The sequence below is a fragment of the Actinomadura alba genome (assembly GCF_014323705.1).
In the GTDB taxonomy this organism is placed as follows: Bacteria; Actinomycetota; Actinomycetes; order Streptosporangiales; family Streptosporangiaceae; genus Actinomadura_C; species Actinomadura_C alba.
In genome coordinates, this window is record NZ_JABVEC010000009.1 from 125,607 (window position 1) to 151,892 (window position 26,286).

At 67.2% G+C, this 26,286-nt stretch carries 32 protein-coding genes and 1 pseudogene; 13 read left to right on the forward strand and 20 right to left on the reverse strand.

Features of this window, described 5'->3' with window-relative positions:
* Positions 1-37 precede the first annotated feature (37 nt).
* The 3 genes from HKK74_RS14225 to HKK74_RS14235 form a co-directional block, all read right to left on the reverse strand.
* Positions 38-1,135, reverse strand: a complete 1,098-nt coding sequence (locus tag HKK74_RS14225) for a DNA cytosine methyltransferase (RefSeq protein ID WP_187243670.1) — start codon at positions 1,133-1,135, stop codon at positions 38-40.
* Between the two features lie 610 nt (positions 1,136-1,745).
* Positions 1,746-2,030 (reverse strand): hypothetical protein, encoded by a 285-nt coding sequence (locus HKK74_RS14230; RefSeq protein ID WP_187243671.1) that lies wholly within the window; start codon positions 2,028-2,030, stop codon positions 1,746-1,748.
* A gap of 11 nt (positions 2,031-2,041) precedes the next feature.
* Positions 2,042-2,374 carry a hypothetical protein gene (locus tag HKK74_RS14235; RefSeq protein WP_187243672.1) on the reverse strand — a complete coding sequence of 111 codons (333 nt, stop codon included), beginning with the start codon at positions 2,372-2,374 and terminating at the stop codon, positions 2,042-2,044.
* Positions 2,375-2,608: 234 nt separating this feature from the next.
* Here HKK74_RS14235 and HKK74_RS14240 point away from each other — a divergent pair, with 234 nt between their 5' ends.
* The gene (locus HKK74_RS14240; protein WP_187243673.1) at positions 2,609-4,003 is read left to right on the forward strand and encodes an NsdA family TPR-like regulatory protein; all 1,395 of its coding nucleotides are present in this window, start codon (positions 2,609-2,611) and stop codon (positions 4,001-4,003) included.
* On the opposite strand, the gene cutA is transcribed toward HKK74_RS14240, so the two are convergent.
* The 4 genes from cutA to HKK74_RS14260 form a co-directional block, all read right to left on the reverse strand.
* Positions 3,963-4,292, reverse strand: coding sequence for a divalent-cation tolerance protein CutA (gene cutA, locus HKK74_RS14245; RefSeq protein ID WP_187243674.1), 330 nt, complete (start codon positions 4,290-4,292; stop codon positions 3,963-3,965). The two genes, HKK74_RS14240 and cutA, sit on opposite strands and share 41 nt — an antisense overlap.
* A gap of 62 nt (positions 4,293-4,354) precedes the next feature.
* Complete coding sequence (locus HKK74_RS14250; protein WP_222722258.1) at positions 4,355-5,284, reverse strand: glycoside hydrolase family 18 protein; 930 nt, start codon at positions 5,282-5,284, stop codon at positions 4,355-4,357.
* A gap of 518 nt (positions 5,285-5,802) precedes the next feature.
* Positions 5,803-6,294, reverse strand: coding sequence for a YuzB family protein (locus tag HKK74_RS14255; protein WP_187243675.1), 492 nt, complete (start codon positions 6,292-6,294; stop codon positions 5,803-5,805).
* A 314-nt stretch (positions 6,295-6,608) separates the two neighbouring features.
* On the reverse strand, positions 6,609-6,941 hold the full coding sequence (locus HKK74_RS14260; RefSeq protein WP_187243676.1) for a hypothetical protein: 333 nt from the start codon (positions 6,939-6,941) through the stop codon (positions 6,609-6,611).
* A gap of 225 nt (positions 6,942-7,166) precedes the next feature.
* Between HKK74_RS14260 and HKK74_RS14265 the strand changes: the two genes are divergently transcribed.
* From HKK74_RS14265 to HKK74_RS14275, 3 genes are all read left to right on the forward strand, one after another.
* Complete coding sequence (locus HKK74_RS14265) at positions 7,167-7,652, forward strand: helix-turn-helix domain-containing protein (RefSeq protein WP_187243677.1); 486 nt, start codon at positions 7,167-7,169, stop codon at positions 7,650-7,652.
* A gap of 46 nt (positions 7,653-7,698) precedes the next feature.
* Complete coding sequence (locus tag HKK74_RS14270) at positions 7,699-8,769, forward strand: NsdA family TPR-like regulatory protein (protein ID WP_486303391.1); 1,071 nt, start codon at positions 7,699-7,701, stop codon at positions 8,767-8,769.
* Positions 8,770-8,902: 133 nt separating this feature from the next.
* Entirely contained in the window at positions 8,903-9,172 is a 270-nt protein-coding gene (locus tag HKK74_RS14275; protein ID WP_187243679.1) for an NUDIX hydrolase, read from the forward strand.
* A 116-nt stretch (positions 9,173-9,288) separates the two neighbouring features.
* On the opposite strand, the gene HKK74_RS14280 is transcribed toward HKK74_RS14275, so the two are convergent.
* The 3 genes from HKK74_RS14280 to HKK74_RS14290 form a co-directional block, all read right to left on the reverse strand.
* Positions 9,289-9,747 (reverse strand): hypothetical protein, encoded by a 459-nt coding sequence (locus tag HKK74_RS14280; protein ID WP_187243680.1) that lies wholly within the window; start codon positions 9,745-9,747, stop codon positions 9,289-9,291.
* Between the two features lie 394 nt (positions 9,748-10,141).
* Positions 10,142-11,488: a phytase gene (locus HKK74_RS14285; RefSeq protein ID WP_187243681.1), complete on the reverse strand. Its 1,347-nt coding sequence runs from the start codon at positions 11,486-11,488 to the stop codon at positions 10,142-10,144.
* 148 nt (positions 11,489-11,636) lie between these two features.
* Positions 11,637-12,242, reverse strand: a complete 606-nt coding sequence (locus tag HKK74_RS14290; RefSeq protein WP_187243682.1) for a TetR/AcrR family transcriptional regulator — start codon at positions 12,240-12,242, stop codon at positions 11,637-11,639.
* 111 nt (positions 12,243-12,353) lie between these two features.
* On the opposite strand from HKK74_RS14290, the gene HKK74_RS14295 reads away from it, so the two are divergent.
* The gene (locus HKK74_RS14295; RefSeq protein ID WP_187243683.1) at positions 12,354-13,238 is read left to right on the forward strand and encodes an NAD(P)-dependent oxidoreductase; all 885 of its coding nucleotides are present in this window, start codon (positions 12,354-12,356) and stop codon (positions 13,236-13,238) included.
* A gap of 22 nt (positions 13,239-13,260) precedes the next feature.
* On the opposite strand, the gene HKK74_RS14300 is transcribed toward HKK74_RS14295, so the two are convergent.
* Entirely contained in the window at positions 13,261-13,419 is a 159-nt protein-coding gene (locus HKK74_RS14300; RefSeq protein WP_187243684.1) for a hypothetical protein, read from the reverse strand.
* Positions 13,420-13,455: 36 nt separating this feature from the next.
* A complete protein-coding gene (locus tag HKK74_RS14305) occupies positions 13,456-14,037 on the reverse strand; it encodes a helix-turn-helix domain-containing protein (protein ID WP_187243685.1) in 582 nt (193 codons plus the stop codon).
* Positions 14,038-14,127: 90 nt separating this feature from the next.
* Here HKK74_RS14305 and HKK74_RS14310 point away from each other — a divergent pair, with 90 nt between their 5' ends.
* Positions 14,128-14,775, forward strand: coding sequence for a class I SAM-dependent methyltransferase (locus HKK74_RS14310; protein ID WP_187243686.1), 648 nt, complete (start codon positions 14,128-14,130; stop codon positions 14,773-14,775).
* Positions 14,772-15,263, forward strand: a complete 492-nt coding sequence (locus HKK74_RS14315; RefSeq protein ID WP_187243687.1) for a DinB family protein — start codon at positions 14,772-14,774, stop codon at positions 15,261-15,263. The genes HKK74_RS14310 and HKK74_RS14315 overlap by 4 nt, the downstream gene beginning before the upstream one ends.
* A gap of 26 nt (positions 15,264-15,289) precedes the next feature.
* On the opposite strand, the pseudogene HKK74_RS14320 reads toward HKK74_RS14315, so the two are convergent.
* A pseudogene (locus tag HKK74_RS14320) lies at positions 15,290-15,520 on the reverse strand (TSCPD domain-containing protein); the annotation flags it as partial.
* A 114-nt stretch (positions 15,521-15,634) separates the two neighbouring features.
* Between HKK74_RS14320 and HKK74_RS14325 the strand changes: the two are divergent.
* Positions 15,635-15,805 carry a hypothetical protein gene (locus HKK74_RS14325; protein ID WP_187243689.1) on the forward strand — a complete coding sequence of 57 codons (171 nt, stop codon included), beginning with the start codon at positions 15,635-15,637 and terminating at the stop codon, positions 15,803-15,805.
* Between the two features lie 613 nt (positions 15,806-16,418).
* Here the strand turns inward: HKK74_RS14325 and HKK74_RS14330 are convergent.
* From HKK74_RS14330 to HKK74_RS14345, 4 genes are all read right to left on the reverse strand, one after another.
* A complete protein-coding gene (locus HKK74_RS14330; protein ID WP_187243690.1) occupies positions 16,419-17,066 on the reverse strand; it encodes a serine/threonine-protein kinase in 648 nt (215 codons plus the stop codon).
* A gap of 64 nt (positions 17,067-17,130) precedes the next feature.
* Positions 17,131-17,415: a hypothetical protein gene (locus HKK74_RS41880; protein ID WP_222722260.1), complete on the reverse strand. Its 285-nt coding sequence runs from the start codon at positions 17,413-17,415 to the stop codon at positions 17,131-17,133.
* A gap of 35 nt (positions 17,416-17,450) precedes the next feature.
* Positions 17,451-17,936 carry a nitroreductase/quinone reductase family protein gene (locus HKK74_RS14340; RefSeq protein ID WP_187243691.1) on the reverse strand — a complete coding sequence of 162 codons (486 nt, stop codon included), beginning with the start codon at positions 17,934-17,936 and terminating at the stop codon, positions 17,451-17,453.
* Between the two features lie 159 nt (positions 17,937-18,095).
* Positions 18,096-18,518: a PPOX class F420-dependent oxidoreductase gene (locus HKK74_RS14345; RefSeq protein WP_187243692.1), complete on the reverse strand. Its 423-nt coding sequence runs from the start codon at positions 18,516-18,518 to the stop codon at positions 18,096-18,098.
* A gap of 119 nt (positions 18,519-18,637) precedes the next feature.
* Here HKK74_RS14345 and HKK74_RS14350 point away from each other — a divergent pair, with 119 nt between their 5' ends.
* The 5 genes from HKK74_RS14350 to HKK74_RS14370 all read left to right on the forward strand — a co-directional run bounded on the left by HKK74_RS14350 (position 18,638) and on the right by HKK74_RS14370 (position 22,614).
* Positions 18,638-19,159: a MarR family winged helix-turn-helix transcriptional regulator gene (locus tag HKK74_RS14350; RefSeq protein ID WP_187243693.1), complete on the forward strand. Its 522-nt coding sequence runs from the start codon at positions 18,638-18,640 to the stop codon at positions 19,157-19,159.
* A gap of 1,034 nt (positions 19,160-20,193) precedes the next feature.
* Complete coding sequence (locus HKK74_RS14355) at positions 20,194-20,670, forward strand: hypothetical protein (RefSeq protein WP_222722261.1); 477 nt, start codon at positions 20,194-20,196, stop codon at positions 20,668-20,670.
* A 146-nt stretch (positions 20,671-20,816) separates the two neighbouring features.
* Positions 20,817-21,830 carry an adenosine deaminase gene (gene add / locus HKK74_RS14360; RefSeq protein ID WP_187243695.1) on the forward strand — a complete coding sequence of 338 codons (1,014 nt, stop codon included), beginning with the start codon at positions 20,817-20,819 and terminating at the stop codon, positions 21,828-21,830.
* Between the two features lie 190 nt (positions 21,831-22,020).
* Positions 22,021-22,359, forward strand: a complete 339-nt coding sequence (locus HKK74_RS14365) for a DUF6247 family protein (RefSeq protein ID WP_187243696.1) — start codon at positions 22,021-22,023, stop codon at positions 22,357-22,359.
* Positions 22,360-22,614 (forward strand): hypothetical protein, encoded by a 255-nt coding sequence (locus tag HKK74_RS14370; RefSeq protein WP_187243697.1) that lies wholly within the window; start codon positions 22,360-22,362, stop codon positions 22,612-22,614.
* Positions 22,615-22,710: 96 nt separating this feature from the next.
* On the opposite strand, the gene HKK74_RS14375 is transcribed toward HKK74_RS14370, so the two are convergent.
* The 3 genes from HKK74_RS14375 to HKK74_RS14385 all read right to left on the reverse strand — a co-directional run bounded on the left by HKK74_RS14375 (position 22,711) and on the right by HKK74_RS14385 (position 25,228).
* Entirely contained in the window at positions 22,711-23,613 is a 903-nt protein-coding gene (locus HKK74_RS14375; protein WP_187243698.1) for a hypothetical protein, read from the reverse strand.
* A gap of 172 nt (positions 23,614-23,785) precedes the next feature.
* Positions 23,786-24,655 carry a sigma-70 family RNA polymerase sigma factor gene (locus tag HKK74_RS14380; protein WP_312881481.1) on the reverse strand — a complete coding sequence of 290 codons (870 nt, stop codon included), beginning with the start codon at positions 24,653-24,655 and terminating at the stop codon, positions 23,786-23,788.
* Between the two features lie 81 nt (positions 24,656-24,736).
* Entirely contained in the window at positions 24,737-25,228 is a 492-nt protein-coding gene (locus HKK74_RS14385; RefSeq protein ID WP_187243699.1) for an ATP-binding protein, read from the reverse strand.
* Positions 25,229-26,286: the final 1,058 nt, after the last annotated feature.

Below are 26,286 nucleotides of genomic sequence, written 5' to 3' on the forward strand. Positions count from 1 at the left end.
CGAGGTGAGCTACATCGCCCGGCGAGCACTGGAGCCGTTAGGCGTATTCCACGTCCTTAGCGATCACATCGTCTTGAACACCCGGAGCCGGCATCGCTGGGGTTATCCAGGTTTCAAGCTTCTTCAACATGTCATCGGTGGGCGGAGTCCAACCAAAGGCCGCAGAGAGAATGTGCATCGCCAGCCGGGGCGGGACAGCGTTTCCGATCTGCTGACCCACGTCCCTCCCTGACCAGGGGTAGTCATGCGGAAAGGTCTGGAGGCGGCCGGCTTCCGAATGAGTGAAGCGAGGCAGTTCATCTCCGGTAGCAGAGACGACGCGGTTACGGGAGATCTTTCCGGTGACGGTGGCCGAGGGTTCGTTGTGGGCACGACGGCCGCGGGCCTTGGGGTCACCCCCGGTGCCATAGTTCGAGATCACGGAGAACGGATACCGACGATCGAGCGCGTCCGCCATCGTCCTCCACGGTCTCAGGTTCGGATCGCCCGCATGCCGCAGGACGCCTTTCCTATAGTTCCGATGGGTGGGATGGGGAAGGCTGATCGGCCCAGCGCCCAGACGTGCGATGAGCACGGCCCGCTTGCGAGTCTGCGGAACACCGTACGCCTCCGTGCGCAACTGGCCACAGGCGACGGCGTAGCCCTCCCCTCGCAAGGCCTCCGCATACGCCTCCCAGACAGGTAGCACCGCCGGTACCTGCTCAAGAATGATGGCCTGGTAGGGGGCCTTCCGGACGTCGATCGCCTTGAGCGCCCAGCGCAGAGGCTCGAGAACCAGGCCGGTTCGCTCATCACTCAGATTGTCAAGATCCTTTCTTATCTCTTTGTGAGCTTCCCGAGCGACCATCCGCTTGACGAAGCCCAGGACTTCGTCAAGCGCCCTACGACCGGCACCGCTACCGGCGACGGTGAACGTCTGGCAAGGAGGGCCTCCAGCCAGCACGTTCGCTTCCAGGTAGTCGGAAGGCCCGTGGTCGCGCACGTCGCCTTCTACGGTCTCCAGCCCGGCGGCACGTCGCGTTTCGCACGCAGAGGCGTCCCATTCGATGCCCACGGTCGGGATACCAAGCGTCTCCGCCGCCACATCAAGTCCACCGGGGCCGGCGAACAAGTCCACGATCTTGACGGGCTGCACTTGATCTCCAGATATGTCGTTCGGGCCTGTTTCCACCGCAGGGTCCTCACGTGATCATCCACACTGACCAACGGCGGCTCCAGCAGCTACGCAGAGTACCGTGGGCCACTGACGGCGTCTCTTCCACCTCGCGGCTCAGTCACTAACCCATGTCACAGGGCTACGCGCAGGGCGGCTGGCCAATGTGATTCCACCTACTCCTGACCAGGTGCTCTCCGGCCATGAGTCCGAACGCACTGAGTGCCCAACGGCCGCTGCGCTTCGGGCGCGAGGCGTTGCCGGGCACTGAGGCACCGAAGCGATCCACGGCCCGGCGGTACCGGCAGCCGATGATCGGCGGTCTTGTCGGCGGTCCGGGCGTGCTTCTCGCGGCGGCCACACCTGCGTATCGGTGATCGCGTTCGCCAGCTCCTGTGGGGTCTTCGCTTCGACAAGACCGTCATCGATCAAGGCCCAGAAGTGGCGGGTGAACATGTCCGAACCACAGGGTGACGGTCGGGAATCGCCTTCTGAGCAGGTCCAGCTCATACGGAATGTTCACGTTGAGGTCCTTGCTGGTCTTGAGTCACCGTTCGGTGATGAGCTTCGGTTTCATCGGTTCGGTCACGGATCACCACTGAGTACGTGGGTGGACGGGATCACGGCCGAGCAGCAGGGCGGCCAGGCGGTCGCGGACGTTCTTCCCCGTACGGCCGCGGCCGCCATCGGCGGTGCGGGAAGCGGCCTCCGGGGGTGTAAGGCCCTGGCATCCGCACCGCCGCGCCGGCGTGGGGTCGTACGGCTCGATGGCCTTGCTCCAGCGGCTGTCGAGCCGTACGCCGACGTCCGGGCCTTCCCCTGCCCGAGACGATGTACCGGGCGCGCCGTCTGACGCGCCCGCGGTCATGTGCCACATCACGCCCACCGCTACAGGCCCCCGGCATCTGGAACGTCGACCGCCGCACGATCCAGAGGCGGCGACTCGAGGCCGGCTGTGGTCTGTGCGACGGGCATGCACTCGATGGCTTCCCTCACATCAAGGGCCATCTCGCTGACCAGCGTGCCGTCCTGATGCTGCTCATCCCGCCACACGATGGCGCCGCTGACCTGGTCGCGTTCGGCGCGGGCCACCACGCTCCCATACACGTAGTAACAGCCGAGCCACGACAGCCGGCAGCTTTGAATGACGCCACACGTGCCGCCGATCGCGTGCATCGCAGCCATTACGCCCTCAACCGCGTTCGCCTGATCGGAGGTCACACCGCAGGCGCCACGTTCAGGGTCATCCCGTGTGACCACCTGCCACGAGAACAGCCGAGGAGGTTCCCACGATTGTTTGGCGTGCACGTTGCGTCTCCGGCATTGAGGACAGGGGATGGTGATTCGGTTACTCCAAGTGAACCGACCCCGGATACCGCACGTCATCGTGATACTGAGTGATGAGGACGGATACGCAACGCGTATCCACCGCTATCCGCAGGAGGTACTCGCGACATGCCTGCCGATGACAAGGCCCGTCTCGGTGCCCGGCTACGTAGAGAGCGCAAGGACCGTGGCCTGGTCGTCGAGGACCTGGCCGAGGAGTTCCGAAAAGTCGCGCCCGAGCGGATCAGACAGCGCCTGCCCAGACTCAGGGATCTACAACGCATGATCCGTGGATGGGAAGCCGGCGAACACAACCCGGGCGAGCAGTACCGCCTGTTGTACTGCCGGGCTTTCGACATGGACGAGCAAGACCTGTTCGCCGGAGACCCGGCCACTCAGGACCTATCCCCCTCCAGTAGCGACGACCCACACCTCGGAGATCCGGCGCCACTCGACCTGATGGCGCTCGCATGGACGATGGGGAGACTCGATCAACGCATGGATCGTCGGGCGATCCTCCAGTTAGCTGCAGCGCTCGCGGCTACCCCTGCGCTAGGCGTGGCGGACCCCATCGACCGGATTACTCACGCGCTGAATCGCCCGTCCGGGCTCAACGAGGACATGGTCAATCATCTGGAAGCGCGGTCCATCGGCTTCCACAGGCTGGAGTTCGTCCTCCCAGCCCACCAGATCTTCCGCGCGATACTCGCACACCTGAGTGGGATCACATCTCTCCTCGAGATCTGTACACAGGATCGGCTCCGCAAGCGCCTTGCAAGGACCGCCGGCGAAGCGGCTGTCCTTGGCGCATGGGTCGCCTGGGATCTCGACGACTTCGCACGAGCCACGGCGTTGTACCGGGTCGCTGAACTGGCGGCCAAGGAGGCCGACGATCAGGCCATCGTGGCTTGTTCCGTGATCTACCAAAGCTTCGGCGCCCGAGGAGCAGGCGCACACATCGAGGCCCGCCAGAAGTTGGCCGCGGCCCAGCATCTCCTGCCCAAGCGAGGTGACTTGGCGACGCGCGCCTGGTTGATGGGACGGGAAGCCGAGGAGGCGGCCGCCTCGGGTGATTCGTCGGCAAAGGACATGATCGAGGTGGCAACGGACATGCTGGCGGACGCAAGGCCGCACAGTGAACGCTCCTGGACCAGGTGTCTAGAATCCCCTCGGCTCGACCACATGCGAATGACCATTGCCACCCATCTCCGCGACGAGGCAACGGTCTACGAGAACGCCAATGAACTTGCGCTGCTCGCCGATGATCCTGCCCAGAAGAAGACAGGTCGGATACTCGCCAGCATCGGACTCGCCCTGGTCTCGCTCGGCGACGTCAGCGAAGGGATCGAGTTTGGAGCGCGATCTCTAGAGGCAATCAGGCACAGCCAAGCCAAGTACGCCATGAACCGGTTGTCCGAGCTCGACATCGCGCTTGAGCCACAAGGCAGCATCCGATCCAGAGAGCTACGGGAGGGCATCCACGCTACGCGTCGGGAGCTTTTGTCTCCTCATCCATCCACGTGAGGTAAGCACGTAGACCTGCATTGACCGGCACCGAAATGATCTCGGCCACGTCGTAGCTGTGCTGCTCGTGGATGTTCTTTTCGAGGTCGGCGTACCTGCTGGCCGGTGTCTTGAGCAAGAGCAAGTACTCCTCGTCTACATGCACCGCCCCTTTCCATCTGTACGTGCTCGTGATCGGGCCTACCACCTGTGCGCACGCGGCAAGTCGGGCTTCTACAGCTGATCGAGCAATCCGCATACCTTCCTCGCGCGAAGGGACGGCCGTCTGAACTTGTACATACTCGCTCATGTCTCCCTTCTTTACCTGTCCTGTTGATCTCTACGCCGTCTACTCACCGCTGCGGATCAGACTCAGCTCGGCCGGAGCGCCGACATGGGAATCGGGATCGAGTAGGCAGTGGCGCCGCCGCCCACGCCGCCCTCGCAGCTGTTGGGAGGTGCGGTGGTCACGCCGCGCGTGGAGGGACGCTCGGCTGCCCAGAACATGTAACCGAGCATGCCCGAGCTGGTTCCGGCGCCATTCGGGGCGACCGTCTGCACGAATCCGCCGGTGTTGTTCTGGAGCGAGGTGGCGAAATCAGTGCATTCCGGCAGCACCTTGGTGCCCCCGGCGATGTAGAGACCGCCGGTGAACTTCGCGGGGGCCAGAGGCGGGTACGCCGGTGAATACTGCGGCTTCCCATCGACGTGTTCCTGCCAGTTGGCTATCGCGCTGGAGGTGCTGGGCTGGCGGGCGGGCACCATCGCATTGGCGTAGTCGAGTACCGGCCGGTCGACGCGGAGCCAGTTGGCGGTCGCGGTGCGGCCGATGTCGATCAGCCAGCGGTCACCTGCGGCCAGATCGATAGTGAGCCGGGCGGAGTGGTTGGCTCCGCTCGAGTCGTAGGGCAGCACGGTGCGATAAGCATCGATGAAGGCCTGCAGACCCGCCAAGTTCGGGTTGGTGTTCTCCTCGTAGTCGATCTCGATACCGACGCCGAGTCGCTGGGCGACTTCGGCGGCGTTGCGGCCGAACTGGGCGGCGTTCTCGGCGAGCGCGGCGTTCCACGCGTCGGTGTAGGTGATGCCGCCGATGGACAGCATTACCCTGACGTTGCGGCTCTTGAAATAGTTGACGATATCCGCGGTCATGCCGCGGGGCACACCGTCGAGGGTCTGGGCGTCTGTCGTCTTATGCAAGAGCTTGACGGGATGGACGAAGCTGATCACCACAAGGTTGACCGATGGGCGGCCGTCGCCGCGATCGATCAGCCAGCGGTTTTTGCTGTCGAACTCGGCCAAGTCGCGGACAGTGCCCCAGGTACAGGCGTCGTCCCCCACAGTGCCAGGAGCCGTAGACCTGGGGCGGTGTCACTGCGGCGTTGGCCGGTGCCGCGAGGAACGGGATGGGTAGGAAGACAAGCAGAACCAACCGACGCATGCCAACCTCCCACGAAGGAATTGTAAAGAAGATTAACTTCTAGCGAATTGAGTGTCACGGCCCGTTCGATCAGAAATCCGAGCACGGCGGCGGCCCTATGAGCACTCGCTCGGCCCAGGACCACGTGGGCCGAGCGGCGGCCGTAACGAATCCGAACGTTCCAGGCGTCGGCGACCCGCAATACATGCCGGTGGCGCGAGCCGTCCGGCCGCCTACCGCAACCGGCACGTCAACCGCGCGGGCGGGGATCTGCGGGATCTGCTCGGTGAACGGTGGCTTTCGGGCATACCGTCTCCTGGCACACCACCGGCGCTTTGCCACGCCAACCTGATCGGGGCTCCGTGTTCTCAAAGTCCGCCACGGTCCGCAACGGCCTGTGTCACACATTGGGCGCCACGGGCTGCATCCATGATCCGGTGCGTCGCCTCATCGGCTTCATGTCGAGCGGCGACCTAGCGGTCCCTAACCTTTGGCGCCGCCGACCGACATCCAGTGAAGCGGCAAAGGTGACGGCGCCCCGCGCATGAGGTGTGGCAGCCGGCCGAACCACCTCAGCGATCCCCGGGCCGTACGGTCCGGTGGCAGAGGAAGGCGATGATCGCCGGACTGGACCATTGTCCAGGCGCTCTCCTCGCGGCGGCCACACCCTCGTATCGGTGATCGCGCTCGCGAGCTGCTCTGGAGTCTTCGCCTCGACCAGACGGTCGTCCACCAGGGCCCAGAAATGACGGGTCGCTTGGCCGAACCACAGAGGGATGCTCGGGAATCGACTCCTGAGCAGGTTCAGCTCGTACGGGATGTTCACGTTGACGTCCTCGCTGGTCTTGAGCAACCGCCTGGCGGTGAGCTCCGGGTTCGTCGGTTCGGCCACGGCTCACCATTGGCTACGTGGGTGGATGGGATCGCGGCCCAGCAGCACTGCGGCCAAGCAGTCACGGATCGTTCGTCTACGGCCGCGGTCCCCATCGGCCGGCGCGGCGATGCGGGAAGCGGTCTTCGGGGGCATAAGACCGCGGCGTCCGCGCCGCCGCGCCGGCGTGGGGTCGTACGGCTCGATGGCCTTGCTCCGGCGGCTGTCGAGCCGTACGACGTCGTCTGGGCCTTCCCCTGCCCGAGACGCCTGAGCGGGCGCGCCGTCCGCGTCATCCGACGCGCCCACGGTCATGTGCCACATCACACCCACCGCTACCGATCCCCGTAGTTCCGAAGATCGACCGCCGCCGTCTGATGTGACGTGGACTCGAACTCGATGGAGTTCTGGGTGACCGGCAGGCAGGCGATGGCCTCCCTCACCGCGAGGGGCATCTCGCTGACCGACGTGCCGGCATGGTCCAGCTCATCGCGCCACACGATGGTGCCGCTGGCCTCGTCGCGTTCGGCGTGGGCGACCACGGGCCCGTACAGGTAGTAGCAGCCGAGCCACGAGAGTTGGCAGCTCTGAATGGCGCCGCCCGTGCCGCCGATCGCGTGAATCGCCTCCGTGACGGCCCGAATCGCGCCCGCTGGGTCGGACGTCACGCCGCACCCACCACGCTCCAGATCCGGCGTGGCCACCTGCCATGAGAAGAGCCGGGGAGGCTCCCACAATTGTTTGGCATACACGTACGTCTCCGACATTGAGGAGTGGCGATTCGGTTACGCCTAGTGAATCGGCCCTGGATACCGCACGTCACCGTGATACGGAGAGATGAGGACGGATGCGCACTGCGTATCCGCGGTTATCCCGCGAGAGGTGCACGCGACATGCCTGCCGATGACAAGGCCCGCCTCGGCGCCCGGCTACGTAAAGAGCGCAAGGACCGTGGTCTGGTCGTCGAGGACCTGGCCGAGGAATTCCGGAAAGTCGCACCCGAGCGGATCAGACAACGCCTGCCCAAACTCAAAGATCTTCAACGCATGATCCGCGGATGGGAAGCCGGCGAACACAAACCAGGTGAGCAGTACCGCCTGCTGTACAGCCGCGCATTCCGCATGGACGAGGAAGAGTTGTTCGGCCACGATGGTCAGAGCTTCGACGACTGGGAGGTGCCGTCTGGTCCGTACGGAGGTTGCTTCAGGGAGATGCCGCCTGTCCATGATGAGCAGGACGAGGTGGAACGTCACGCATGGATGCTGTCTGAGGTCTACCAGGTAACTCCCCCAGCAGCTCAGCCTGCCTTCTGGTGCCAGACTTCCCGATGGGGCACAAAGCCCCTCGGACGACAGGCACCCGGCGCGGATTCCGGCTGATCATGGCCTGGACCTACCCTGGCATCAGTCCGGGCTCCTGAAAGTCCTGGGAGAGGAGGAAGACATGCTGACCCGGCGTAGGTTCGCCGTGATCACCGGTACGGCGCTCACAGCCCATGCCTGGCGACTGCTGGATGAACCTTCCCCCGCCCTGGGAGCCGCCACCCGAGACAGCGGCCATGTCTCCGATGCGGTGATGTCGCTGGTAGAGGACACCGTTGCCCGTGCGCAGCAGCTCGATGACCAGCAAGGCGGCGGATCCGCCCTCGGATGGGTCGTCGACCAGTTCCGTGCGGTCTCCCGGATGCTCCGCCACGACCGCTACGACGCCCAGACGGGTCGACGGCTCTGTGCCACGCTCGCCCAGTTCGCGCAGACTGCCGGATTCATGGCCCACGACACCGGACGCGACGGCGAAGCACAACGCTGGTACCTAATTGGGCTTCGTGCCGCCCACACCGCAGACGACCACGGTTTGGCGGCCAGCATCCTCAGCTTGATGAGCAACCAGGCCGCCAGCCGCCGCGAAACGAACGACGCACTCCAGCTCGCCTCGGCCGCCGAACAAGCCGCTGCGCAGGCCCCCGCGGTTGTCCAGGCCCTCATCGCCGCCCGGAGTGGTCTCGCCTACGCCTCAGCAGGAGACCTCTCCGGTTTTCGGCGCAGCCGCGACCACTGCCTCACCAAGTTGGCAATGGCCAAGCAGCCGGCCGATGTCCCCCGCTGGGCCGGCTATGCCAGCCCAACCGAACTGGACGCTATCGCCGGACGCGGTCTGGTCATGCTCGCCCAGCGCATACCTGCGCGCCGAACGCCGCTTCTCGCCGAGGCAGAACAACTGCTGTACGACAGAGCCTTCACCGACCTTCACGACATCCCCCAACGATCGGCGCTACGGCACGGTGCTTGGCTGGCGATCGCCCACGTACAAGCGGGAGATCTCCCCCAAGCCATCAACGCCGGGCGCAGCGCCCTCACCCGCCTACCCGGCGTCACCTCCACTGGAAGCATCAGACTGCTGCGGCAACTCCGCGTCGACCTCGCCCCTCGGGCACACCGAGAACCCACGATACGTGCCTTCGTAAACGATCTCGACCAGCAGCTTCCGGTCGGCTGAGCTCGCATTCCTTCTTCGTACCCTTGAGGTCCTTGCCGACTACGCCACGGGCTCATCGAAGCCCGCTACGGAGACGATCACATCGCGATGAGCGTCTTCTCCTTCGACGACCAGATGCTAGGAAGAGACCGGCGTGGACATCGAGATCACCGGCCTGGTCGGAGTGTTCACCACGCCCGAGCACATCGTCGAGTACCGCAAGGGCAAGAAGACAATCGAGGTCCGCCAACCGGTCAACATCTGCTTGCACGCCCGGCCGACCGGCGGGCACCCGACCACGACGGACGAGGCGTCCGAAGTGCACTGGGTGACGCCAGCGGACCTCGGCTCCTACGAGATCCATCCGGCACTACGTCGGCGCATCGAGCACGGCCTGAACAAAGTGGAGCCACACGTCGACTAGCGATCTCGCGGTCCGACCGGGTTCGAGCCACAGAAAGGCCCGCTCGTGCAGCGCGGCATCGCCGTCGCCTCAGCCTCGGCCGTGATCCGCGGGAAGGCCGGATGTCGTGTCCGCATTCAGTCGTAGTATCCGGGCCGGGCGACCAGGACGGACTGGAAGTAGTACCCCTGCTCCTCGTCCGGATTCTCGTCCTCGACGAAGGGCCGCCACAACGCGAGGAGCACCCCCAGCGCCGTGTAGCCACGGCCGCCCTCGTCCTCCTCCAACTCGGTCAGTGCGCCGAGCCGCTCGACGACCTGAGCGGCAGGCGTGCGCAACAGGTCGATGCCCCGATATTCGACCGCGACCGGACCGTACGGCCGGTGTACCTGGACGGCTTCGACGGTCCCGCCCGGGGCGGTCTCCACCTCGATCGACATGCCGCTCTCGTAGTGGGCGGTTCCCCGGGTCGGCACGCCCTGCTCGGCGGGCGGCCGGTAACCGGGAATCGTACGCAGCGCCGCCTCCGCCGCATCGATGGTCATGCCGATCCGGACGGGACCCACACCCTCCGGGGGCGTGGCTTCAAGGATCATTTTGCCTCCCCCCGTACATGTCAGGTCTGGCCGGTTAGCCGGTCGCTGCGGGCCTGTACAGCGGCAAGATCGCACAGCTGCTGCCGTGCATGCCGGGCTACGGCGCCGGTACGACCGCGTTCCTCGAGCTGAAAACGGTCGGCTTGGAGCTTCGGAGCGGGGTTGTAATCGCGCGGGTGCTCTCTTGCTCCGTGGATGTGGAACCGTGGGAAGTCCCATCATCCCGGCTCAGAGAGCACCCGCGTCTTCATGTCCAGGCCCTGAACCAGCGACTGCTCGGTGGATCAAGGCTAGTGAGTGTTTGAGAAGTTGATCTCGGTCGGTTGCGCTACGTGATCTTCGAGGCCGGTTTGTGGAGGCTTGCTGGGGTGTCTCGTGAACCTCGTTACCTGGTTCAGCGGAAGCGCGGGTCGTTCCCGGCGCGGGTGTCGACGGTCAGGGACATCGCGCGGGCGATGGAGCCCCAGGAGACGTAGGAGAAGTTCGTGGCATCGCGGTCGGTGTCCACGTCAGGCCCGGTCTCGGGCTCGTCGTGCGTGACGAGGAGGCCCTGCCGGTGGTCGCCGACGGGGCGGTTCGTCACGGCGAGCCCGTCGGAACCGTTGATGTCGTCGACGCCGTCGACGCCCTTGACCTGGAAGCTCCCCAACGCATGGTTCGCGCCCTGGCGCTCGTAGACCGCGAACGTGTCGTCGCCCTGGCTCGACACGAGCACGTACCCGGTCGAGCCGGGCCCGTAGTAGATGTCGACGCCCTCGGCGTCGGCGGAGAGCAGATTGCCGCCGTAGCCCTTGGCGTTCGGGTCGACCGGCTGGCACTCCTCGGTCTCGCTGTCGAAGACGTCGTGGATCCCGAAGTCCTTGACCCGGTCGAGGAGCTTCGGCTGGCCGCCCGAGCCGAGCGGCAGCTGCAGCCGCCACAGGCCGACGTCCTCCTGCGCGGCGTAGAGCACGCCCGACGCCTGGTCCACCGTGACGCCCTCGAATTGCGGCAGGACGCCCGGCTCCTCGCAGGGAACCCAGGTCGTCCCGTCCGGCAGCGGGAAGGTGCCCGGCATGGTGCGCCGCTGGATGTCCGTGTAGCCGAGCTTGCCGCCGGTCTCGACGATCCGCGCGGTCGCGATGGTGGTCGCCCCCTCCTGGGTGACGACGGCGTACGTCTCGCCGGCCCGCGGCTGCCAGATGGAGAGGCCGTACGCGGTGTGCTCCTCGTCGACGGCCTCACGGTCGGGGTTGAAGAGGAAGCTCTGGTCGGCCGCGGTGACCTCGGTCAGCGGGGTACGCGCCGCCGTGCCGGCCGAGTCGATGACGAAGAACCGGATCTGGTCGTTGTAGCGGTCCGAGACGACGGCGACGTCGACCTTGCGACCCGCCAGGCTGACGCCGTACGCGATGTCGACGTTGTTGTACCGACCCACTGCGGTGTCGACCCGCGGCGCCTCGGTGGCGGGCAGCGACTGGAGCTCGCGCGAGCCCCTGTCGTAGACGCGGAGGCCACCCTCCTTGGCCGTCACGATCACCAGCGACTTTCGGGAGTCCGCCGGGTGGACCCAGATGGCCGGGTCGTCACCGGAGGCGTTCCCGCCGGCCTCGTCGTCGTACAGAATCGGGGTTTCGTTGTCCGTGGTCACGACCGCGGGCTGCCCGGTGGCGGCGCGGGCGCCCGCGTATGCGTGGGTTGGGGCGAGCAGCGCGGCGACGACTGCGCCCACAGTCACTGCGGCGTTCAGTGTGTACTTCATGGCCGCAAACGTGCGGCACGGAGATTGCCGCAGATATTACCGGCGGTTGCCATAGGTAAAATTCAGCGGCGGTAACCGCTGAATTTTCCCGATTTGGGTTCAAACACTCACCAAGACGGAACAGACGCCACAAGCGCCCCATCGCTCGTCAGACATCGTCGCCGTCCACGCTTACCCCGGTGCCGACCTCGTACGAGCGCACCAGGCGGGCCAGTTGCCGGCCCGCCGCCTGCAGTGGTTCCTCGCTGCGGTCGACCTGGGCCTTGACTTCGGCACCTTCCAAGGCACTGATGATGGTGGTCGCCAGTTCCCGGGCGCTCTGGGTGCGGAAGCCGCAGCGCAGCAACTTGTCGGAGACCAGCTGATCCCAGCTGCGCAGTGCTTCCGCACACGCCTGCTGGATCTCTGAGTCGGTGCCGAGCGTCTCCAGGGCCGCTGCGGTGAGTGGGCAGCCGTCGATCCAGCCTGACTCGCGCAGTTCCTCGGCGAGCTGCCGGGCGCAGGCGTTCACCGCCTCCGCCGGGTCCTCCTCGCTTTCCAGCGCCTTCCGGAGGAGCGTCGCGAAATCCTCGCCGCCGTGCTTGATCGCTGCCACGGCGACCGCCTCCTTGCCGCCGGGGAAGAAGTGGTAGACGGAGCCGAGAGTGGCCTGCGCCTCTTGGGCGATCTGCTTGATTCCCGTGCCGACGTAACCCTGCCGCTGCAGGAGGCGAGCTGCGGCGACGACGATCCGGTCCCGGGTGCTGGTCTGCATGCGGTCACCGTACCGGGCAACTGAGTAGAGCGTTCGTTCCAGGGCTATGGTACGTTTCCGATGCCGCTCTGGATAGAGCGTTCGTTTTAGTGATTAGGTGGAGGCCTCGGCATGAGCAGCAGTACCAAGCAGTCGGTCACCGTCATCGGACTCGGCCCCATGGGCCAGGCGATGGCCACGGCCTTCCTGGACCGTGGGTACGCGGTCACCCTGTGGAACCGCACCGCTTCCCGCGCGGATGCCCTGGTGGCCCGCGGCGCGGTGCTCGCACCGAGTGTCGAGAAGGCCCTCGCCGCCAACGAGGTGGTGATCCTCAGTCTCACGGACTACTCGGCGATGTACGACGTGCTGAAGCCCGCCGCGACGGCGCTGACCGGCCGGGTCCTGGTCAATCTCAGCTCCGACACCCCCGAGCAGGCCCGGGCCGCTGCCCGCTGGGCGACCCAGCGTGGCGCCGTGCACCTCACCGGCGGCGTCACCGTACCGCCCTCCGGCATCGGGCAACCCGAATCGTCCACCTTCTACAGCGGCCCGCGCGAGGCGTTCGAGAAGCACCGGACCGTGCTCGAAGTCGTGACCGGCCGGACCGACTACCGGGGGGAGGACCCGGGACTCGCCGCGCTCTTCTACCAGATCGGCATGATCATGTTGTGGACCCCCATGGTGAGCTTCTGGCAGATGATCGCCCTCGCCCACGCGAACGGCCTGGCAGCGGCCGACATCCTGCAGCACGCCACTGACACTGCGAACTCGCTGCCCGGGTTCTTCACCTTCTACGCCGAGCGCATCGATGCCGGCAACCACCTCGGCGACGTAGACCGCCTGGCCATGGGGATGGCCAGCATCGAGCACGTCCTGCATACCAACGCCGACTCGGGCGTCGACACCTCCCTTCCGGCCGCGGTCGCCGACCTCTTCCGGCGCGGCATGGACGCCGGCCACGCCGCAGACAGCTTCTCCAGCCTGGTGGAGCTCATGAAGAAGACCGCGGCATAGCCGCACTTACACGACGAGAAATTCACCGCCGTCGGATGGCGCGGACGGCGCGCCCGCTTCGCCGTCTCGGGCAGGGGAAGGCCCGGACGACGTCGTACGGCCCAGGACCCGCCGGGACGGCCCACTCCTCCAGCAGCCCCTCCCGGATCGTGTACGTACGAAGCTGCGTCGTCCTCGCCATCACACCTCTGTCAGCCGGTCGGGTCCGGGTCGTGCGCTACCGGGTGGTGCGTGTTCGCAGGTGTGCTCGCTCGCCTTGCGGTCCGAAGAGGACGAGTGTTTCGACAGGGTGGCCGTCGGCTGATCCGAGCCAGTGCGGCAGTGCGGTGTCGAACTCGGCGGCCTCTCCGGGTGACAGGACCAGGTCGCGGTCGCCGACCACCAGCCGGAGCCGTCCATTGAGGACGTACACCCATTCGTATCCGCCGTGCGTCTGCGGCGTTGGTTCCGCCGGTTCCGGGCGGCTCGGGATGAGCATCTTGAATGCCTGCACTCCGCCCGCGCGGCGGGTGAGCGGGATGAACGTCATGCCGTGGCGGTGGATCGGCTGCAGGTGGATCCGTGGGTCACCCGTTCGGGGAGCGCCGACGAGGTCGTCGAGAGGCACCCCGTACACGCGGGCCAGCGGCAGCAGCAGTTCCAGAGTGGGCCGCCGTCCGCCGCTTTCCAACCGTGACAAGGTGCTTTCCGACGTCCCGGTCGCCGTCGACACGTCGGCCAGGGTCAATCGGCGCTGCTTGCGCAGGGCGCGCAACTGGGGGCCGACCGCGTTCAGCACCTGGTCCGTCTCCTCCGCCATGACGCCCGATCTTGCCATAGCGGCAATTTTTCGTGCCAGTCGCGGTGGCTTGGCGCCAGGGTGGTGCGCAATCGATCCTGCGAGGAGAGCATGGCCACTCACAATCAAGCCGCCCGCTTCTGGGACGAGCACTACAGCCGGCGCGCCGCCGAGTCGTCGGCCGCGAAGGTGAACCCAAGACTGGCGGAGATTGCCGGACTGCTGCCCCTGGGCACCGCGCTGGACCTCGGCTGCGGAGCAGGAGGAGACGCTCTCTGGCTGGCCGGCCGGGGCTGGCGGGTGACCGCGGTCGACATCTCCGCGTCAGCCGTACACTCGCTCCAGCAGCGAGCAAGCCGAGCCGGTGTGCCCGTCACCGCGCTCTGCGTCGACCTCGCCGAAGAATTCCCCGCTGGAACCTTCGACCTGGTTTCCGCGCAGTACCTGCACACACCGTTCGCCCTGGACCGCACACGCGTGCTGCGGACCGCCGCGAAGGCGGTGAACCCAGGCGGTCGGCTGGCCGTCGTCGACCATGGCTCCACCGCGCCGTGGTCCTGGAACCAAGACCCCAACCTCCACTACCCGACGCCCCGGGAAGTGGCCACGGAACTGGCCCTCGACTCTGCCGAATGGTCAATCGAACGCGCGGACACCCCGCAACGGCAGGCCACCGGCCCCGCAGGCCGCACAGCCACCGTCGTCGACCACGTCCTGGTCATTCGCCGAGCGCAAGCAGATCCGGAGGGACGGCGATGAGCACGAGGCGCAAACGCGACACAGGGCCTCCCTCGACCGGACCCGGCGAGAGGGACGTGCTCATCCGCTTCCTCGACTACCTGCGCGCCGCCGTCGCAGCCAAGGCCGAAGGGGTGCCGGAAACCCAGGCCCGCGTCCCCGGCGTGCCGTCCGGGACGAACCTGCTCGGGCTGATCAAGCACCTCACCTACGTGGAACGGCACTGGCTGCTCGGCCACGACGTGGCCGACTGGCAAGCCACATTCCACCCCGCCCCAGATGACAGCACCGACACAATCCTCGCCACCTACCGAGAAACCATCACCGAAGCGAACAAGGAGATCGCTTCCTGGGACGACCTCACCGAACCAGGGCCCCGCCCGGCCGGCCGCGGCCGCCCGGGGCCGTCCCGGCGGTGGACACTGGCCCACCTGATCGAGGAAACCGCACGGCACGCAGGACACGCCGACATCCTGCGAGAGCTGATCGACGGCACCACCGGACGCTGAAACACCGATCGGACCCACACCATCCATCACCGGGCACCACGACGAACTGTCGCGGCGCACAGCGCCACCCTCGAGTTCACCAGATCCAGCAGAGGGACGTCGTGCTGCAACCCGACCGACAGGGCGACCGCGTAGATGTCCATCAGTCCGGCGGAGGTCTGGCCTTGCTTGCCCCATCGGATGAAAACCTCGCCCACGGTTCCGCCTTCACGGCCGTTGGCGGTCAAGTAGAACCGCTCCCCGCCGATGGTCACCGAGCTCGTGTGGCCTGCGCCGCCAAGGCATGTGCCGTTGCGTCGTCGGGCCGGGCGGGTGGGTCATACCGCCCGCGTCATCCGGCGCTGCGCCAGCGCGGTTGCTCCTCTCCTGCCTTGCGAATGCAGCGCATGGGCGTTCCCGCGCTCGTGACGCCCGTCGCTCCCTCGGGCGAGCACCACGCACCGGGTGTGACGACCTTGGGGGTCGCGGACGGCGATGACCGGGTCGCGCTCGGGCTGGGCCGTGGCCTCTGGGAGGTCGGCGTCCCCGCCGGTCTTTGGTGAGACGTCCGGTGAGGGGACGGGATTCGCGGGGTCGCCCGGTCGGTGGGCACGGCCTGGCTCGGCGGTGCCACAACCTCGGGCGCGGAGGGATGGGAGGGCACCCCAAACGGCTCCGTGGATGGTGGCGCGGACGGTGCCGCGGACGACGGCAAGGTCTGGGCTACAGGGGCCCCGTCGGTGACGGTGCCCCGCAGCGCGAAACCGCTCGCGACGCAGATCGCCGCCAGCGCGAGACCGCCGATGGCCAGAAGCCGGTTCCGTCGGGACTTCGCGTTTCCTGGCCGGCGCATAGGTCCGGGTGTCTGCGGGTACGGTTCGCTCCCATGGCCGGTGAACGGCTGCCGCGGTGTGAGTGTGTTCGCCGGCACAGGCTGCCCCGGCGTGGTGTGGGGCGGAACCCCGCGCTCGGCCGGAGCATGCCCGTGCGACGCCATCGAGGGGTGCGGTGCCGAGGCCGGCTCCCCGGCGAGAGCGGCGAGCGCCTCGACCAGTGCGAGAGCGTCCGGTCTGTGGGCCGGATCCCGGCTCAGCGCCGACCGCACCAGCGGCAGCAGCGGCAACGGAACTCCGTCCAGGTCCGCCCTGCCTTCCAGCACGTTGGCGATGACGGCCTTCAGGCTGCCCGAGCCGAACGGCGAGCGGCCGGTGGCGGCGAACGCGACCGTGGCCGCCCACGCGTAGACGTCCGACGCCGCCGTTGCCGGGCGGTCGTCAAAACCTCCGGCGCCATGTACCCGGGCGTTCCGGCCACCATGCCGGTCTGGGTGAGGGACGTCGCGTCGGCGGACTGGGCGATGCCGAAGTCGATGACGACCGGCTCACCGTCGACGAGCATCGTGTTGCCGGGCTTCAGGTCACGATGCACGACCCCGGCCTGGTGAATCGCGACCAGGGCCCTCGACAGGCCCAGCACGAACCGCCGCAGCGCGTCACCGCGCAGCGGCCCGCCCTGCGCGATCACCTCGTCGAGTTGCTGCCCCTTGATGAAGCGCGTTACGACGAAGGGGTGATCCGCGATCGCATCACCGTCGAGCACATCGGCCACATGGGGGCTGCGCACCCGCCGCATCGTGTCGATCTCGCGTGCCAGCCGCTGCCGCGCGGTCGGGTCGCCCACCAGCTCCGGCTTGAGCATCTTGATCGCGACGTCACGGCCCGCCGGATCGGTCGCGCGGTAGACCACCCCCATGCCGCCCGCGCCCAGCCGGCGAAGCTCGCGGTACGGCCCTACGCTGTCAGGCGGTTCTCCTTCAATGATCATGACGTCGCACACCCTACCGAGGGTGGCCATAAGTTCGCCGGGAGTGTTCACATTTTTCCGCCACTCAGGGGGCGGCCGACTCGGCGGATACCTTGATCGTGCCCAACCGGCCCGACGTCGACGTGCCGCTCCGCCCAGCGCGGCCGCCCTCGATCTCGGGCTGCACATCGTCCGCCGCGACCACGGCGCCGAGGTCGCCGCCTCGGTCGGCCGACGGCTCGTCTTCACGACCGAAGTGATGCTCAGCCAGGGCCGGGTCCGCGAGGCGAGCCGAACTGGGCTGGAATCCCTGCCTGCTTCCCAGCCTGGACGACGTCACGTCCGTACGCGCCCTCAGCAAGGCCGCCACGATCCGCTATGGCCTTCGGCCGCACGTCGGCCGCTTCAGCGAGGCGTGTCCTGGCTGGAGTCGTAGTCCGGGCGCGGTGTCAGGCGGATGATCGGCAGCTCACGGTCGGTCTTGTCCTGGTAGGCGGCGAACCGGGGCGAGGCGGCAGTGATCTGCTTCCACGCGGCGGCACGTTCGGCGCCGTGCAACTGCTCGGCGACCACCGCGATGGTGCGGCCGTCGACCTCGATGCGGACCTGGTCGGGGTGGGCGGCGATGTTGTAGTACCAGGCCGGGTTCCCCGCCGCGCCGGCCGCCGAGGCCACGATCAGCCGGCTGCCGTCGGGGCCGGGGAACCAGCCGACCGGGGTGGTGCGCTCGGCCCCGCTCTTGCGGCCGATAGTCGTCAGGATCAGGGCGTTGAAGCCCATGGCCTTGCCGCTCTTGCGGATCTTGCGGGCGATCAGAGTGTTCATCCAGCGAAGCAGCCGCCCGGCGGGCTGGCGGGTCCCGCGGGTCCCCGTGGGCGTGTCGAAACTCATGTGACTTCTCCTTGACGGCTCTGAGGCCTCTCGTCGCTGTCGGCGCGGTTACGGCTGGGGGGTGAGGGCGGCGGGGTTTCAGAGGGGGTGGGATAGCGGTGGCCGGCCGCAAACCCTCGGGCGCGGCCGGCCACCGCCATGTCCACCGCCATGCCACCGTTACCGGCTCGCCGGGGGCTGGTGGACGGTGCGCTGGACGACGACCTGCCGGTCGTGGGTGAACGCCTGCCCCTCCAGGTTGAAGCTCCACGACAGGGTGGGGGTGATTCTCATGTACGGGGCGTTCCCGAACTGGCCCTGGCGCTGGACCAACTCCGCCTCGCCGTAGATGCGCAGATAACGCGGCGTCCACGGATCGGTGGAGACCAGATCGTCGATGACGATCGCGACCTTGGAGTTGCCGGCCTCCACGTTGCGGAACTTGCGGGTCTTGGCCGGGTCCATGCCGCCCACATACACGTGGGTGCCGTCGAATTCGAACCCCACCGGCGCCACGTCCGGCTGCCAGTCAGGACCCACCGTGGCGATCCGGGCCAGCGGCTGCGACCGCAGATACGCGGCCTCTTCCTGGGTAAACGACACTCCGAGTCCTCCTTGTCGACTCGCGGCCAGCACACGCCCGTACTAGTTAACCAAGAGTACTGTACGCGACGTTAACTATATTTCCCGTGTACTATATGGCGGTGGACAAGGCGGGGCAAATGATCGCAGCGACACACGCCGCAGGGCCCGGATGCGCGGCCGACCGGCCGCCCCTCAGCACGCTGGCGGCGGACATGGACGTCGCGACCGGGCTGGTGCAGCTGACCAGCCTGGTCCAGGGCATCTACGCGCGCGTGTCCGAACGCCACGAGCTGACCCCGGTCCAGGCCAAACTGCTTTGCGTGCTGCTGGACGGGCCCCGGGGCATGGCCGACCTCGCCCAGTGCTTCGGTGTGGAAAAAGCCGCCCTCACCGGCCTGATGGACCGCGCCGAACGCCGCGGCCTGGCCCAGCGGGCCCCCGTCGCCGGCGACCGGCGCGCCCTGCAGGCCACCCTCACCGCCACCGGCCGCCAGACCGCGCACGCCTTCCACACCGAGGTCAGCGCCGAACTCAGCCACCTCACCACCGCACTCGACCCCGCCGACCGCGAGCACTTCCGCGCCACAATGGCCGGCATCATCCAACGCTGCCGGAACGCCTCCGGCTCCTCCAACTCCGCGATGCAGACCCGAACATAGGAACGTCGCCGGGGGCCATGGACTCGCGAGGACGTCACCGGGCGCCGGCCATCGTGTTCGACGGAACCGCGGGATGTGAGACTTGGCGTCGAGTCGACACTTTCGGCGGAGGCACCTTAATGAGTCGTCGAAGAACGACGTGACCTGCCGCGTCGTCGCGAGGGAGAGCGCCGGGTACGAAGGCCGATGTGAGTGGACTTCGCGGACTCACCCTGACCCGGTCGGCCGCAACCCCGGTCCGGCGTCCCCCCGCATCTCCCTGACTCGGGGAGCATCCCAGTGCAACTGCGAGCGGCAGGCGCTGCGTCAATGGCACGACGCTGGGCAGGTGAAGTGTGAGGACCGCGGGCCGGCCGTGTCGAACGAGGAGAACGGGCGGGATCAGCAGCTCGCGATAGCCACCCCATGAGGAAGGCGAGAGCTTCATGACCGATGGTCTCAAACTGCCCAGCGGGATCACACTTCCGGTCGCGTCGGGGCAGACAGCCGAACAGGTGCTCTGGCTCCACCAGTTCACCTCGCTCAGCGAGGGGGTCTGCCCGTTGTGCAGCACCCGGCTGACCGAGGCCCAGGCCGATTCGGCCCAGACGCCCGGCACGGGTCGGCCGTGGCTGTATTGCGCGGGCTGCCCCTGCTATTGGCAGGTCGATGTCCACGCACGTGATCTCAGATGGGAGGCGTGGTGGGCATGGGAGGGGAGAGCGCCTTCTCTTTTCTGAGGCTCCTGCGGTAGTCGACCCGGTCTAACCGACGCCGATGAGCGCCATCGTCCCGAGCCGTACGACTCCCACCGGAGGAGGCCAAATGATCGGTCCCGGGCAGCGACGCCGCGCTCCAGGCGCTGTCGGCCGCTGTGAACGGATGCACTCCGGGTGCTTCAGAACAGCTCGCGTTTCATCGTCGTCCTGCGGCTCCGACGCGACTCTGCTGAAGAGTCGGCCGCTCACGCCGCTGCCCACCAGCCACAGCCAAGGGGCTGGATCATGGACGATGGTGCGCACACCCGGGAACTGGCTGACGCATTCATTCGGTACATGGACGAGAGCCGGTACGGCGATTACAGTTCGAACGCCCGTGACCTGGCACGCAACCTCGCACGGGCCTACGACCTGGGCTCCGGCGACGCCCGTGACTTCGTCTCGGACGCCTCTCCCTGGATCGGTCAAGAACGCCTTTCCCAGGCTCAGAATGACGCCATCGACGCCCAAAAGAAGTACTCCTTCTATGCAGTCGCCGGTGACCATGTGCGCGGGATCATCCGCAGCATCAACCGCGACCTGGCCCGCGAGGCGGCCGCTGCTCGCGCGCGGGGTGCATCCCGGGTGACCGGCATCTCGCGTCGCCTGGTCGAACTGGCCGTGCGGTTGGCCATCGAGCCGAAGCGCCGGAGGCAATACTGGTCCGATCTGGACCAGCTGGCGCGTGGTGCCCGCCCGCGCCGCGCCAAACTGCGTTACGCCGTCAGGGCGCTGCTTCGGGAGCTGAGATCGTTGGCGCGGTCCAGCTCATGATCCGGCACCGTACGAGGCACTGCATCGAACGCCGCACTCGCTCGAGTGCGTGGCAGGGCCAGCCTCTAGGGGAAGTTGACCAATCTGCGTCAGGTTTGAGCTTAATTGCTGGCTTGGGGTGTTCTGGCGCTGTTAGCTTCCCGGCCATGACCGTCACAGATGACTTCATCAACGCGTTGCCCAAGGTCGAACTTCACGTTCATCTGGTCGGTTCCGCGTCCGTTCCTACCGTGCTGGAGCTCGCCCGGCGGCACACCGGCCACCGCGTACCGACCGACGAGGCGGCCCTGCGGGAGTTCTGCGAGTTCCGCGACTTTCCGCACTTCGCCGAGGTCTACTTCGCGGTCAACGGCCTCGTACGGGAGCCGAAGGACGTCGCGACGCTGGTCACCGGCGTGGCCCGGGACCTGGCCGCGCAGAATGTCCGGTACGTCGAGCTGACGGTGACGCCGTTCTCACACGTATCGGTGGGTATGACGATGCCGGCCGTGACCGAGGCGCTCGACCAGGCCGCCCGCGAGGTCGCCGACCGGATCGAGGTCGCGTACATCTTCGACATCCCCGGCGAGTTCGGGGACGAGGCCGCCCGCGCCACCGCCGACCACGCGCTGAACCACCCGCCCGAGAAGCTCGTCGGCTTCGGCATCGGCGGCATCGAACAGGACCGCCTCGGGCACGAGAAGGCGATCCGGGACGCGTTCCGCGCCGCGGTCGCGGCGGGCCTGCACAGCGTGCCGCACGCCGGAGAGATGACCGGCCCGGAGACGATCTGGGAGGCGATCCGGGGTCTGAAGGCGGAGCGGATCGGACACGGCATCAGCTGCCTGGACGACCCGGAGCTCGTCGCGTACCTACGGGAGACACAGCTTCCACTCGAGATATGCCCGACCTCCAACGTGTGCACCAAGCAGGTGCCGGACATCGCAGCGCACCCACTCCCCCGCATGCTCGCCGAGGGCCTGTACGTGACGCTGAACAGCGACGACCCGCCCATGTTCGACACGACGCTGACGAACGAGTACCGCGTGGCGGCACGCGACCTGGGTCTTGGCCGGAAGGACCTCGCCAACCTGGCTCGTAACGGCGTCCGCGCCTCATTCCTGCCCGAGGACCGCAAGCAGGCCATCCTCACCGAGATCGACGCCATCGAGCCCACCTGACCCGCCACGGAGGTCCTCCCGGCTGGACGCTTCCGGTTTCGGGTCCGACCGAGGCAACCCGGCCGGGTGTCCGCGGGTGCAATAGGTGTGGAAGCAGATGGATTCGCAAAGTATTACCCGCCTTCCCCCCCGGCTCGGCGGGCCGTGCGGGCGAGGTTTGATGTCGTGACCCCGGAGTACCATCGAGGCCATGACGTCCGTACCGGAGCCGGTGACCCAGGATCCCCTCGCTCTGGCCAGGCGGCTTAACACCGAACGCAGCCCGAGGATCATTCGGGAAGCGCTGCCCGCCGACCAGCGGGCCAAGTTCGACGATCAGTATCGCAAGGCCCTGGCCGAGGCCGCCGAGGTGTACGACCTGACCGGCGTGCACACGCTGATCGAGCGGTGGCTCGGTGTCGCCATGCTGCATGCCACCGGGCGGTATGAGGCGATCATGGCCACGGTGGAGGCGGTACGAGCCGGCGAGGTGGCCGTGGCCCCGGTCGACGTCGGGCGGCTGCGGGCACTGGCCGACGAGCGGGGCTAGATGTACAAGGTCAACTCGACCCCCGAAGCCCTGGAGATCGTCGATGACCTACCCCGTGAAGCCCTCCTCGCCTACGCGGAGTTGTGCGTGGCACTGGAGACGGCGCCTTGGAGCTTCCCGCCGGTCAGCGCAGACAGCCCCGATGGGGCGTTCCGCCGAGCCGACGTCGGCCCGGACGGTCTGCTGTGGGTGTTCTTCGTGATCATGGAGCACGCCTGCGAGGTAACGGTGGTGCGGGTTACCTGGCTGGGGTGATGTCTGTCCGGTGACCAACTGGCGACGCCCTTGTCGAGCACTTCGTCCCTTGAATCGCGATGTGGGTACCCGCCGCTTTCGGGACGGTGCCGACCATCAGTTGACCGGGTTGGTGGTCCAATTCGCCTCATCGGTGCCCAGGACCGTCGTCCTGTGGAACAGGCCGGCGATTCCGCCGGTCTTGTTGAGCTTCGCCAGGACCGAGCCCGTCGCGTTAACGGTGACGTCGAAGCCGTTGACTCCGTAGACGAGCAGGTATTTCGGCGTTCGGAAGGCGGAGTATCCACCCAGCTTCGTGTTGGGAGGATCTTTGACGAATGCGCCGGTCGACTTTATGACGTCTATCGACAGAAAGGACGACGGCCCCGCGACGATGAAGCTCATCGAAGCACTGACCTCACCGAGAACGTCCTTGTTGAGCACCGTCCGGCTCGGCGTCAACCCGCCGGGCACACCGTCCACGTGCAGCGGCATCGCGATGGGGCGGGTGCCGCCGAATGTCGCAGACCTGGCGATCTTGTACGCCGTCCTGGTCAGCTCGGCGGTGGTGCCGTGCAGCCCGACACCCTGTAGGTTGGCCCAGCTCTTCGGGGCGTACTGCCAGCGCAGCTCGAACGATGACTGCCCGGATGGGTTCGGCTTGGAGATCCAGTAGGCGGTGCGGCCGTTGATGGGTGCGGCGCGAATCCGCTTGGCCCGGACTCGACCGGGCAGGTACGGCAGCATCGGCTCCTTACCGGGCGCGTAGGCGGTGAGGGTCACGCTGCCGGCCTTGCCTGCGTCCGCGCTGACCTCGAAGAAGTGCGGCCCCTGGTGGTCGGCGATGTATCTGTTGGCGTGCATGCCGCGCGGCAGCCAGCCGAAGGCGGCGCGTTCCACCAGCAGGTCGGTGTACGCGGCGGGAGCGGTGCGCAACTGGGTGGGGCGGTCGCCGACCTGGGTGGCAACGACCACGGCCACGGCGGCGGCGATGGCGGCCACGCCACCGGCGAGCAGCATGCGGCGTACCCGACCGAAACGTCGGCCCGCCCTTACGGCAACCGACCACCCAGGCGAGGATCCGATATTCCCCAGCAGTCGCTCCCGGCCGGTGTCCAGGCGCTGCCGCGATGGGATCGGGGCATGAGCGCGCATCGTGCGAACCAGATCCAGATCATTCACGGTCGGTACCTCAGGCTTCCTCTGAAACGGACATGGGGTTTCCGTCGCCGATCGCGGTGCGGATCTTCCTTCGAGCCCGATGCAGCCGCGACCGCACCGTCCCCACCGAGGTGCCGAGCGCCTGGGCCGTCTCCTCGTACGACAGATCGGCCCAGGCGATCAGCAGCAGAACCTCACGGTGTGCCCTGCTGAGACCGGCCAAGGCCTCTGCGAGCGACCGGTGCATCCCGGCCGCCACCACCCGGTCGTCGGCGCTTTCCATCTGAGTGCCATAGGTCTGGGCCACGGGGTCGGCGCCACTGCGGGCGAACGCCCGCAGCATCCGCGTCTCCCTGCGGTGGTGCTGCGCCATGACATTGGCGGCGATCCCGTACAACCAAGGCCTGGCGTCCGGTCGGCCGAGATCGTAGTGTCGGCGCTTCTCGAAGGCCCGGTAGAACGTCTCGGCGGTCACGTCATCGGCGATATCGTCCCCCAGCCTGCGGGCGACGTAACGGCTGATGTGGGGGGCGTGCCGCTCATAGAGTGCGGCGAAGATCCCGGGCTCGCGCCAAGACTGCTCGATGACAGCAGCGTCGCTCACGCCCTGTCGGCTCGTCACAGCCATCCGGCTCCTGTCACTTGCGCGTGCTCCTGCCGTACGCAGTGTGCGCTTCACCTGCTTTTCCCCGAACGCGAGATCCGGTTCCCTCGACGCGAACGCCGAGGGCCGGTGCGTTCTCGCGAAATGCCAGGAGTCCTTCGCAGGCGGGAAGTCGCGAGGGAAGGCCCCGGTGAGCATCCAGTACAGGCAGGCGGCGAGGGCCCACACGTCGACCTCGGGCTTGCTGTACTTGAAGTTGATGACCTGCTGCCTCGGCATGAAGTACGGCTTGCCCATGGCGCTGCCGGTATGGGCGAACCCGCTGAGACCGGAAACGGACGGCGGCTATCTCAGCAGAAGCAATCCTCTTGGGAGGTTTCAGCGGTGGGCCTGTAGCCGGATGTCGAACCAGGTGGTTCTGCCCTCGTCGTCGAGTTGGGTACGCCAGCCGTCGGCGAGTTCCTCGACGAGGTGAAGGCCGTGGCCGCTCTCCGCGAAGCCGCTCCGCCGCATCTGCGGCTCGGTGCACGCGCCTCCCTCGTCGACGACGTATATGCGGAGCCGATCTGCGCGTACGTGGACGGCGACCAGGACGTGACCGCCCTTGTCCGAGTCGGTGTGCAGGATGCAGTTGGTGACGAGCTCGCTGGCGCACACCTCGATCCGGTCCAGCGCAGGATGATCGGCGCCAAGTACTTCACGCAGGAAGTGACGGACGTCTCCGACTGAGCTGGGGATACCGGGGAAGATCTTCCTCTCCAGCAGCGGTGGCGCGCTGAGGCCGCGATATCCCCCACAAGGCCCAGCCGCGGAATCTGCCGGGGATCCGCTGGTCACCACGTCGCTGTCGCGGTACGGGGCGGCATCCATGATGCATGGAGCTGGCTCCGCGACCTCTTGTCCAGCGGCGAGCAGGCAGACCCTAACGTTCGTCGTTCGCGCGGCGGCCACACCCGCGCATCGGTGATCGCACTGGCGAGCCCGTGCGGGGTCTGCGCCTCGATCAATCGGTCGTCCATCACGGCCCAGAAGTGACGGGTCGCATGCCCGAACCACAGCGTGACGGTCGGGAATCGGCGCCTGAGCAGGTGCAACTCGTACGGAACATTCACGTTGGAGTCCCCTCTCGTCCTGAGCCACCACGGGCGGTCGGCTCTCGGATTGATCGGTTCCGCCATGGCTCACCACTGACCGCCCGGGTGGATGGGATCGCGGCCCAACAGCAGCGCGGCCAGGCGGTCTCGGAAAGTTCGGGTCCCACCGCGGTCCCCGTCTACCGACGCGGCGGTACGGGACGCAGCCTCCGGGGGCGTAAGGCTTCGGTCGCCGCACCGCCGCGCCGGGATGGGGTCGTACGGCCCGACGACCTTGCTCCGGCGGGTCTCGAGCCGTACGACGTCGTCCGGGCCTTCCCCAGCCCGAGACGGTGAAGCGGGCGTGCCGTCCGCGCACTCCGGCGCGCCCACGATCATGTGCCACATCACGCCCATGGCCCTGGCCCTACCGCGTCCGGGCCGTAACTCGCCGAGGGATATTGAAGTCGCTTCCGATGGGTCCGGAGATCAGCCAAGCCAGCGGAAATCGCCTCAGGTGGGATCGCGTCACCGTTGCTTTCGGACGGGTCCGTGAACAGTGGAGCGAGATTTCCCCAGGAGGCCGGCCAAGGGACCTCATCCCACAGGATCGCACCGCTACCCGGGTCGATCTGGCAGCGCGCTACCAGACCTTCGTAGAAATAGCCGGTGTGGGAGAAGCTGACCGCCACCCGGTGGACGAGTCCCCGCGCTCCGGCTGGGGCAGCGCGTAGTGCCTCGCAGACGTGCGACAACGCGCGAGCGTGATCGTCAGTCACTCCGAGCGAGCCTCGCGCGCCAGCACAGGGAGGCACTATGAGGGTCCACGAGTAGAGCCGTGGAGGTTCCCAACGT

What these genes read in the sequence shown, in the direction of transcription:
- HKK74_RS14230 (WP_187243671.1), bottom strand. Translation starts at nt 2,030, where the DNA reads ATGTGGCACATGACCGCGGGCGCGTCAGACGGCGCGCCCGGTACATCG.
- HKK74_RS14240 (WP_187243673.1), top strand. Translation starts at nt 2,609, where the DNA reads ATGCCTGCCGATGACAAGGCCCGTCTCGGTGCCCGGCTACGTAGAGAG.
- cutA (WP_187243674.1), bottom strand. Translation starts at nt 4,292, where the DNA reads ATGAGCGAGTATGTACAAGTTCAGACGGCCGTCCCTTCGCGCGAGGAA.
- HKK74_RS14265 (WP_187243677.1), top strand. Translation starts at nt 7,167, where the DNA reads ATGCCTGCCGATGACAAGGCCCGCCTCGGCGCCCGGCTACGTAAAGAG.
- HKK74_RS14280 (WP_187243680.1), bottom strand. Translation starts at nt 9,747, where the DNA reads ATGATCCTTGAAGCCACGCCCCCGGAGGGTGTGGGTCCCGTCCGGATC.
- HKK74_RS14285 (WP_187243681.1), bottom strand. Translation starts at nt 11,488, where the DNA reads ATGAAGTACACACTGAACGCCGCAGTGACTGTGGGCGCAGTCGTCGCC.
- HKK74_RS14290 (WP_187243682.1), bottom strand. Translation starts at nt 12,242, where the DNA reads ATGCAGACCAGCACCCGGGACCGGATCGTCGTCGCCGCAGCTCGCCTC.
- HKK74_RS14295 (WP_187243683.1), top strand. Translation starts at nt 12,354, where the DNA reads ATGAGCAGCAGTACCAAGCAGTCGGTCACCGTCATCGGACTCGGCCCC.
- HKK74_RS14300 (WP_187243684.1), bottom strand. Translation starts at nt 13,419, where the DNA reads ATGGCGAGGACGACGCAGCTTCGTACGTACACGATCCGGGAGGGGCTG.
- HKK74_RS14305 (WP_187243685.1), bottom strand. Translation starts at nt 14,037, where the DNA reads ATGGCGGAGGAGACGGACCAGGTGCTGAACGCGGTCGGCCCCCAGTTG.
- HKK74_RS14310 (WP_187243686.1), top strand. Translation starts at nt 14,128, where the DNA reads ATGGCCACTCACAATCAAGCCGCCCGCTTCTGGGACGAGCACTACAGC.
- HKK74_RS14315 (WP_187243687.1), top strand. Translation starts at nt 14,772, where the DNA reads ATGAGCACGAGGCGCAAACGCGACACAGGGCCTCCCTCGACCGGACCC.
- HKK74_RS14330 (WP_187243690.1), bottom strand. Translation starts at nt 17,066, where the DNA reads ATGATCATTGAAGGAGAACCGCCTGACAGCGTAGGGCCGTACCGCGAG.
- HKK74_RS14340 (WP_187243691.1), bottom strand. Translation starts at nt 17,936, where the DNA reads ATGAGTTTCGACACGCCCACGGGGACCCGCGGGACCCGCCAGCCCGCC.
- HKK74_RS14350 (WP_187243693.1), top strand. Translation starts at nt 18,638, where the DNA reads ATGATCGCAGCGACACACGCCGCAGGGCCCGGATGCGCGGCCGACCGG.
- HKK74_RS14355 (WP_222722261.1), top strand. Translation starts at nt 20,194, where the DNA reads ATGGACGAGAGCCGGTACGGCGATTACAGTTCGAACGCCCGTGACCTG.
- add (WP_187243695.1), top strand. Translation starts at nt 20,817, where the DNA reads ATGACCGTCACAGATGACTTCATCAACGCGTTGCCCAAGGTCGAACTT.
- HKK74_RS14365 (WP_187243696.1), top strand. Translation starts at nt 22,021, where the DNA reads ATGACGTCCGTACCGGAGCCGGTGACCCAGGATCCCCTCGCTCTGGCC.
- HKK74_RS14370 (WP_187243697.1), top strand. Translation starts at nt 22,360, where the DNA reads ATGTACAAGGTCAACTCGACCCCCGAAGCCCTGGAGATCGTCGATGAC.
- HKK74_RS14375 (WP_187243698.1), bottom strand. Translation starts at nt 23,613, where the DNA reads ATGCTGCTCGCCGGTGGCGTGGCCGCCATCGCCGCCGCCGTGGCCGTG.
- HKK74_RS14380 (WP_312881481.1), bottom strand. Translation starts at nt 24,655, where the DNA reads ATGGGCAAGCCGTACTTCATGCCGAGGCAGCAGGTCATCAACTTCAAG.
- HKK74_RS14385 (WP_187243699.1), bottom strand. Translation starts at nt 25,228, where the DNA reads ATGGATGCCGCCCCGTACCGCGACAGCGACGTGGTGACCAGCGGATCC.